8 protein-coding genes and 1 pseudogene are annotated in these 7,573 nt (G+C 59.8%); 8 read left to right on the top strand and 1 reads right to left on the bottom strand.

Going from position 1 to position 7,573, the window contains the following annotated elements; all coding sequences use genetic code 11:
- From EGI20_RS15540 to EGI20_RS15505, 8 genes are all read left to right on the top strand, one after another.
- Positions 1-621 (top strand): lipopolysaccharide biosynthesis protein (locus EGI20_RS15540; RefSeq protein WP_498632527.1); only part of this gene is annotated, 621 nt, incomplete at its 5' end.
- A complete protein-coding gene (locus EGI20_RS15535; RefSeq protein WP_498632525.1) occupies positions 618-1,193 on the top strand; it encodes an acyltransferase in 576 nt (191 codons plus the stop codon). The genes EGI20_RS15540 and EGI20_RS15535, both read left to right, overlap by 4 nt.
- Complete coding sequence (locus EGI20_RS15530; RefSeq protein WP_498632523.1) at positions 1,183-2,268, top strand: glycosyltransferase family 4 protein; 1,086 nt, start codon at positions 1,183-1,185, stop codon at positions 2,266-2,268. The genes EGI20_RS15535 and EGI20_RS15530 overlap by 11 nt, the downstream gene beginning before the upstream one ends.
- A 7-nt stretch (positions 2,269-2,275) precedes the next feature.
- Complete coding sequence (locus tag EGI20_RS15525) at positions 2,276-3,379, top strand: glycosyltransferase family 4 protein (protein ID WP_498632521.1); 1,104 nt, start codon at positions 2,276-2,278, stop codon at positions 3,377-3,379.
- 52 nt (positions 3,380-3,431) lie between these two features.
- Positions 3,432-4,670: a glycosyltransferase family 4 protein gene (locus EGI20_RS15520; RefSeq protein WP_498632520.1), complete on the top strand. Its 1,239-nt coding sequence runs from the start codon at positions 3,432-3,434 to the stop codon at positions 4,668-4,670.
- Positions 4,667-5,431 (top strand): DUF4145 domain-containing protein, encoded by a 765-nt coding sequence (locus EGI20_RS15515; RefSeq protein WP_498632518.1) that lies wholly within the window; start codon positions 4,667-4,669, stop codon positions 5,429-5,431. Before EGI20_RS15520 ends, EGI20_RS15515 begins: the two co-directional genes overlap by 4 nt.
- 36 nt (positions 5,432-5,467) lie before the next feature.
- Complete coding sequence (locus EGI20_RS15510) at positions 5,468-6,634, top strand: DegT/DnrJ/EryC1/StrS family aminotransferase (protein WP_498632516.1); 1,167 nt, start codon at positions 5,468-5,470, stop codon at positions 6,632-6,634.
- Positions 6,631-7,287, top strand: coding sequence for a sugar transferase (locus tag EGI20_RS15505; protein WP_498632290.1), 657 nt, complete (start codon positions 6,631-6,633; stop codon positions 7,285-7,287). The genes EGI20_RS15510 and EGI20_RS15505 overlap by 4 nt, the downstream gene beginning before the upstream one ends.
- Positions 7,288-7,295: 8 nt before the next feature.
- Here EGI20_RS15505 and EGI20_RS15500 read toward each other — a convergent pair.
- Positions 7,296-7,573 (bottom strand): annotated as a pseudogene (locus EGI20_RS15500) (hypothetical protein); the annotation flags it as partial.

The following is a 7,573-nucleotide window of genomic DNA, read 5'->3' as shown; positions in this document are numbered from 1 at the left end:
GAGGTGGCCCGCGTGTACAGCGAGTTTCCGCGCATCAATGCGCCGCATGCCTTTATCGGCGCCTTGCAGGACACGCTTGCGGTGACCTTGCTGACGCTATTGTCAGGCTCGGTCACGGTCGGCTTATATGGACTGATGATGCGGGTGCTGAAGATGCCGGCGGCGCTGGTGGGGCAGGCGGTGGCGCAAGTGGCCTACCGCGATATGGCAGCGGCCAAGAACCGGGGCGAATCGTTATTGCCCTATCTTAACAAGACGCTGGTCATTTTATCGGCGCTGGCCTTGCCGCCGTTTTTCGTCATCATGTTGTGGGGCGATAGCCTGTTTGCCTGGGTGTTCGGCGAAGACTGGCGCATGGCCGGCAACTACGCGCGCGCCCTGTCGCCCTATATCCTGTTTCACTTTGTCGCCTCGCCCTTGGGCATGGTGCCGCTGGTGATTAACCGTCAGCGTACCGCTTTTGCCTTTACCGTCGCCGGCAGCGCCTTGTTCCTGAGCGCGCTATGGGGCGGTTTTGTTTTCTGGCAGGACGTGAGCGCCGCTTTTGCGTTAGTCTCGGTAGTCATGACACTCTATTTCTCCTGTTACTTTGTCTGGTTATGGCGGGCGGTGCGGCCATGAGACTATGGGATAGCCTGCGTTTTCGCCTGTCCGGTCTGATCGGCCCGCGCATGGTGCTGGGCCTGACGCGCAGCGACGGCGTGCGCCTGCGCCGGGTGCGCATCTCCAATATGACCCGCATCGAGCACCCGCATAAGCTGCAGCTGGAAGACAATGTCTTTATCGGCCATTTCAATATGATCGATGCCTCCGGCGGGCTGTATATCGGCGAGGGCTGCCAGATTACCAACTATGTTTCGCTGCTGACCCATTCCAGCCACGATACCGTGCGCTTGTATGGTGCGGCCTATCTCGACCACCAGAACCATGTAGGCTATCTGAAAAAGCCGTCGGTGATCGGCGACTACAGCTTTATTGGTCCGCATACGCTGTTGATGCCGGGGGTGCGTCTGGGCAAGGGCACGCTGGTGTCGGCCTATTCACGGGTGGATGCCGGGGAGTATCCCGACTTTGCCATTCTCGCCGGCAATCCGGCGCAGATCGTGGGCGATACCCGTAAACGTGATGCCGAATTTTTGGCCTCCCATCCCGAACTGCAACCTTTGTACAAGGCCTGGGCCGATGAAAATTAAACGTTTGCTGCTGGTTGGCTCGGCCTCGGTGCATACCTGGCGCTATCTCGAGGGCATCGCCCCGCATGTGGGGGAAATCTGGCTGGCGACCAATGCCGAGGTGCCCGAAGGGCGCCGCCCGGCTAATCTCGCTGGCGTGCTGCGTGTCGATTTCCGTTTTTCCTCGTTTTCGGCGGTAGGCAAGCTGCGTGGCTGGATGAAATCGGTCAAGCCGGATGTCGTGCATATCCATCAGGCCAATAGCGTGGCCTGGCATGCTACGCGCGCCGCGCGCGGCCTGAATATCCCGCTGATGCTGACGACCTGGGGTTCGGATGTGCTGCTGCTGCCGGAGGGCAATCCGCTGATGGCGCAGATGGTGAAATCCAACCTGACCAGCGCCGATCTGATTACCTCGGATTCGCTTTATATGGCGGCCAGGATCCGCGAGCTGGCAGGCAACGGCAAGCGCATCGCCATTCTCAATTACGGCATGGATGCCCTGCCTGAGCCAGCGCCTTCTGCGACTAAATCCCGGCGCGTGCTGTCGTGCCGTCTGCACAAAAAGCTGTACCGTATCGACACCATTTTGCGTGCCTGGGCCGGGGTCGAGGCCTCGGGGCGTTACCCGGACTGGCGCCTGACGGTTGCCGCCAGTGGCGAGGAGAGCGGGGAACTGCAGGCGCTGGCGGCAACGCTCAAGCTTGAGCGCGTCGACTTTACCGGCTTTGTGCCGGCGGCCGAGCTCTCTGCGCTCTATCGCGACAGCCGCGTTTTTGTCAGCGTGCCCAAGAGTGACGCGACCAGCATCAGCTTGCTGGAGGCCATGGGCCATGGCTGCCTGCCGCTGCTATCCAATCTGCCGGCCAACCTTGAGTGGGTGATAGATGGTCTGAATGGCCAGATTGCCGAAGACCTGGGTCGGCTGGATACGGCGCTGATGCAGGCGATGGATGCTGCCACGGATGATGAAAAGCTCGACGAGATCGCGACGCTCAACCGCAAACTGATTAGCAAGAAAGCCTTGCACCGCGACAATATGGCGCAGTTTGCCGCCTTGTATGGCGAGCTGCTGCACTTACCTGAAAACGCCTGAAATCCTGATGAAAATTGTCCACCTGACCAGCGCCCACCCGCGCCACGATATCCGTATTTTCGTCAAAGAGTGCGTCACGCTGGCCAATGCCGGCTTTGACGTCAGCCTGATTGTCGCCGATGGTTTGGGCGAAGAAATCAGGCAGGGGGTGCGCATCCATGATGTGGGTGCGAAAAGCGGCGGGCGCATGCGGCGCATGACGGCGACCGTCAAGCGCGTATTCGATGCCGCGCTGGCGCTGCAGCCCGATGTGGTGCACTTTCACGACCCTGAACTGGTGCCTGCCGCGTTGCGCCTGAAGCAGGCCGGCATCAAGGTGATTTACGACGTGCATGAGGACATGCCGCGCCAGATTCTGGGCAAGCACTGGATACCCGGTGCCTTGCGTCCGCTGGTCGCGGGCAGCGTCGAGCGGGTGGAAGACTGGGCGGTGCAGCGTTTTGACGCCATCGTCACCTCGACCCCGCATATCTGTGACCGCTTTTTGTCACGCAATAGCCGCAGCGTTGCCATCTGCAACTTCCCCATTCTGGCTGAGCTGGTGCGCGATACACCGTGGGAAGCGCGGCGCAACGAGGTGTGTTATCTGGGCAGTATCTCGCGCATACGCGGCATCGCGCCGATTATCGCCGCCTTGCCCGACACTGGTGTGCGGCTGAATCTGGCCGGTTTGTGGAGCGAGGCCGGGCTGTATGAAGAGATGCAGCGCGAAGCGGGCTGGGCACGGGTCAATGATCTGGGCGTGCTCGACCGTAGCGGGGTAGGCGAAGTGCTTGCCCGCAGCAAGATCGGTCTGGTGACGCTGTTTCCCACGCCCAACTATGTCGATGCGCTGCCGATCAAGCTGTTCGAGTATATGGCGGCCGGCATGCCGGTGATTGCCAGCGATTTTCCGGTGTGGCGCGCCATTGTCGATGACGCTGGCTGCGGCCTCCTGGTCGACCCGCAAGACCCGCAGGCGATTGCCGCCGCAATACGCGAACTGATGGCCGATGAAGCACGCGCCCAAACCATGGGCGAGGCCGGGCGCGCGGCGGTGCTGGCCAAATACAGTTGGGCGGCCGAGGGTGAAAAGCTGGTCGCCTTGTACCGGACGCTGGAGGCGTGCTAGGGCAGACATCTGCCCGCATGCCCCATTCACCGTAAACGACGATAAGCTCCAGATGAAAATCCTGTATATCAACCACTACGCCGGCTCGCCCATGCACGGCATGGAATTCCGCCCCTATTACCTGGCGCGCGAATGGGTCAAGGCCGGACATGAAGTGAATATCGTGGCGGCGGACTACTCGCACCTTCGCCAGCACAACCCCGAGCTTGCCAAGGCCTATGCCGACCAGAGCATAGACGGCATCCGCTATACCTGGTGCCGCACGCCGCGTTACGACGGCAACGGCGCGAAGCGGGTGGTGAATATTTTTGCCTTCCTGCGCCGGCTGATGGGTTTGTCCGGGCGTTTTATCCGCGACTGGAAGCCGGACCTGGTTATTGCGTCGAGCACCTACCCGCTGGATACCGTGCAGGCAGCGTTTATCGCCGGCAAGACCGGTGCGCGCCTGGCGTACGAGGTGCATGATTTGTGGCCGCTGACGCCGGTGGAAGTCGGCGGCATGAGCCCCAAACACCCGTTTATCCGCCTGCTGCAGTGGGCCGAGGACTTCGGTTACAAGAAGGCCGACACCGTGGTGTCGATGCTGCCGTGCGCTAAGGATTATATGGTGGCGCACGGTATGGACCCGGCCAAGTACGCGGTGGTGCCTAATGGTGTGGACGTGGCCGAGTGGCAGGGCGAGACCGAGGCGCTGCCGGCAGAGCACCAGGCGGCCATCGCCCGGCTCAAGGCCGACAAGCGTTTTCTGCTCGGCTACGCCGGCGGCCATGGTCTGGCTAATGCGCTCGACTTCTTGCTGCAGGCGGCGAGCCGCCTGAAAGACGCGCCAGTGACTTTTGTGCTGGTTGGCGACGGCCCGGACAAGGCGGCGCTGCAGGCCGAGGCCAAGGCGTTGGGTCTCTCCAATGTGCTGTTCCTGCCTTCGATTCCCAAGCGTGCGGTGCCGGCCTTTCTGGCCGAAATGGACGCGCTCTATATCGGCTGGCGCAAGCTGCCGATCTACCGTTTCGGCATCAACCCGAACAAGCTGTTCGACTACATGATGGCCGGTAAGCCGGTGATCCACTCGGTCGACGCCGGCAACGACATCGTCGCGGCGGCTGCTTGCGGCCTCAGTGTGGCAAGCGAAGACGCCGACGCGATCGCCGCTGCGGTACGCGAGATGATGGCGGCGACGCCGAATGCGCGCGGACGCATGGGGGCGGCCGGGCGCCAGTATGTACTGGCCAATCACGATTACAAGGTGCTGGCGCGGCGGTTTATTGATGCTTGCATGAGGACCGAAAGGTGAATGCAGATGAAAAGAAAAAATGGTTGAACTGGTTTGTTAAGCCAAGTATTCCTGAGTGGCAATGTCCAGTTTGTGACTCTGGTTTATTAAGGGTTGAAAATAAAGAATCTTTTGCCAGTTGGTGGAGTGCTGAGTCAAATAAAAATTTTAGAGAAGAATGGTTTGATGTTGAAGATCATCTGTTGATGTATTTTAGGGCGGATTATAAGTGCTCTTCGTGTGGTGAGGTATCTATTGCTCTAGGTAATGGAAGAGGGCAGCTGGATTATGATACGGGTGAGTGTTACTCAATTTATCAGATCAAAAGCTTTTATCCGGCTCCTCCAATTTTAAGAATACCTCCCTCTATGGATCATTCTCAATTGATGGCTGTGCTTCAGCAGTCTTTTTCCTTGTACTGGCTGGATGAGGCCAGTTGTGCAAATAAGATCAGGCTAGCAGTTGAGCTTCTGCTTGATGTGATTGAACCTCCGATCCAGCGAAGAAGTATAGGTGTAAAAGGAAGAGCTCTGAACTTGCATCAGCGTCTGGAGTTGCTGGGTAAGACGGATGAAGGTTTGATGCAGCGTTTACTAGCTATAAAGTGGCTGGGTAATGCAGGCTCGCACGAATCAGCTATTAGCCGGTCAGACCTTCTCGATGCTTACACGATTCTTGAACATGTGCTTTATGAGCGGTTCGAGCGCGAGCATAAAGAAAAAGAAGTCAACGCGCTGGCTAACTCGTTGGACCAGAAATATAACCCGAGCGCAACGCAATAATTTTTTGATGGCCTGAGCCATCCATGTAGTGGAAAAATGATGATCGAACAAAAATTCCTGCCGTTTGCCCTGCCCGATATCGGGGAGGACGAGATTGCCGAAGTCGTCGACGCATTGCGTTCGGGCTGGGTGACTACCGGGCCGAAAACACGCCAGTTCGAGGCCGATTTTGCCGAATTTATCGGCGACGGGGTGGAGGCGATCGCGGTCAATTCTGCTACCGCCGGCCTGCACCTGGCACTGGAGGCGATTGGCGTTGGTCCGGGCGACCAGGTGATCGTGCCGACCTACACCTTTACCGCCACTGCCGAGGTGGTGCGCTACCTGGGCGCCGATCCGGTGTTTATCGATGTCGACCCGGTGACGCTGAACATGACGGCAGAGGGTTTGCGTGCAGCGATCACGCCTAAGACCAAGGCGGTGATGCCGGTGCATTTCGCCGGCCTGGCTTGCGATATGGACAGCATTATTGCAGTGGCGCGCGAACACGGTATCAAGGTGGTGGAAGACGCCGCGCATGCGCTGCCGGCGTTGTATCAGGGCAAGCTGGTCGGCGCGCTGGACTCGGACGTGACCGTGTTCAGCTTCTACGCCAACAAGACCATGACCACCGGCGAGGGCGGCATGGTGGTGTCGAAGGACAAGGACCTGATCGCGCGCTGCAAGGTGATGCGCCTGCATGGCATCAGCCGCGATGCCTTCGACCGCTACCAGTCGAAGACGCCGGCGTGGTACTACGAAGTGATCGCGCCCGGCTTCAAGTACAACATGCCGGATATCGCCGCCGCGCTCGGTATCCATCAGCTCAAGAAAATCCGCCGCTTTCACACCCAGCGCGAGGAGATGGCGACGCGTTTCGATGCCGAACTGTGCGATCTGCCGCTGATCCTGCCGGCGCGCCCCGCGCATGCAGCCAGCAGTCATGCCTGGCATCTGTACCCGGTGCGGCTTAAGCCCGAAGCCGGCATCAAGCGTGACGACTTTATCGTGCAGATGGCCGAGCGCGGTATCGGCTGCTCGGTGCACTTTATCCCGCTACACCTGCACCCGGTGTGGCGCGACGGCTACGGCCTGACGCAAGCCGACTATCCGGCGGCGCAGGCGGCGTTTGAAGCCGAAGTGACTTTGCCGCTGTATACGCGTATGAGCGCCGATGATCAGGCGCGGGTGATTGCTGCGGTGCGCGAGGTATTGGGCGCATGAGTTTGCCGGATTCCCGTCCTGTTTTGCCTTGCTGTGCGCCGGCCGGTCATGGTTCGCGCGCGCTCAAGCGCGTCTTTGATATCGTGGCGTCGTCGCTGGGGCTGTTATTGCTGGCACCGGTCTTGCTCGCGGTGGCGTTGTGGGTCAAGGCCGATTCGCCCGGGCCGGTGTTTTTCCGCCAGCTGCGGGTCGGGCGCGGCGGGGTGTTGTTCCGCATCCACAAGTTCCGCACCATGCAGGTAGGGGCCGAAGGGCGTGGCCAGTTGACGGTGGGGGCCGATGCGCGCGTGACCGGTGCCGGGCGTCTGCTACGCAAGACCAAGCTGGACGAGTTGCCGCAGCTGATCGATGTTTTGCTGGGGGATATGAGCGTAGTCGGCCCGCGCCCCGAGGTGCCCAAGTATGTCGCACATTATCCGGACGAGGTGAAGGCGCTGGTGTTATCGGTGCGCCCCGGTATTACCGACTGGGCGTCGATCCGCATGATAGACGAGAACGAAATCCTGGGCGGGGCAGACGACCCGGAGCGGGCGTATATCGAGGAGATACTGCCGCAGAAGCTGGATTACTGCGTGCGTTATGCACAAAGCCATAGCCTGCTTGAGGATTTGCAGATCATTATGGCCACGTTGCTGAAAATCATCACGCGCTAAGACTACGCTTATCCAAGCGCCACGGACTCTGCCCGCTTTTCGGGGGCTTTGTCAGTGCTGCAGGTACTTTGGTTGTAATTGCAGCATATTGCGCAGGCTGGCCGTGCATGGCCGGGGGCGTGACAGCTGATGGTGTCGCGGCCGCTTGATTTGGCCTGATACATGCGGCTGTCTGCACGGGCGATGAGATCTTGCCAGCTATTGCAGCCATCATTGATGCGCTCGGCGGTACCGGTGCTGGCCGTTTGCGGATTACCGTCCGGCCGCGTGCCCAGCCCTTGCTGGT

The sequence above is a fragment of the Aquitalea sp. S1-19 genome, from assembly GCF_024343515.1.
This window is presented reverse-complemented; position numbering and strand designations above follow the sequence as displayed.

Bases quoted from the DNA above. Each gene is read 5' to 3' on its own strand.
- EGI20_RS15530 (WP_498632523.1), top strand. From the start codon at position 1,183: ATGAAAATTAAACGTTTGCTGCTGGTTGGCTCGGCCTCGGTGCATACC.
- EGI20_RS15525 (WP_498632521.1), top strand. From the start codon at position 2,276: ATGAAAATTGTCCACCTGACCAGCGCCCACCCGCGCCACGATATCCGT.
- EGI20_RS15510 (WP_498632516.1), top strand. From the start codon at position 5,468: ATGATGATCGAACAAAAATTCCTGCCGTTTGCCCTGCCCGATATCGGG.
- EGI20_RS15505 (WP_498632290.1), top strand. From the start codon at position 6,631: ATGAGTTTGCCGGATTCCCGTCCTGTTTTGCCTTGCTGTGCGCCGGCC.
- EGI20_RS15535 (WP_498632525.1), top strand. From the start codon at position 618: ATGAGACTATGGGATAGCCTGCGTTTTCGCCTGTCCGGTCTGATCGGC.
- EGI20_RS15520 (WP_498632520.1), top strand. From the start codon at position 3,432: ATGAAAATCCTGTATATCAACCACTACGCCGGCTCGCCCATGCACGGC.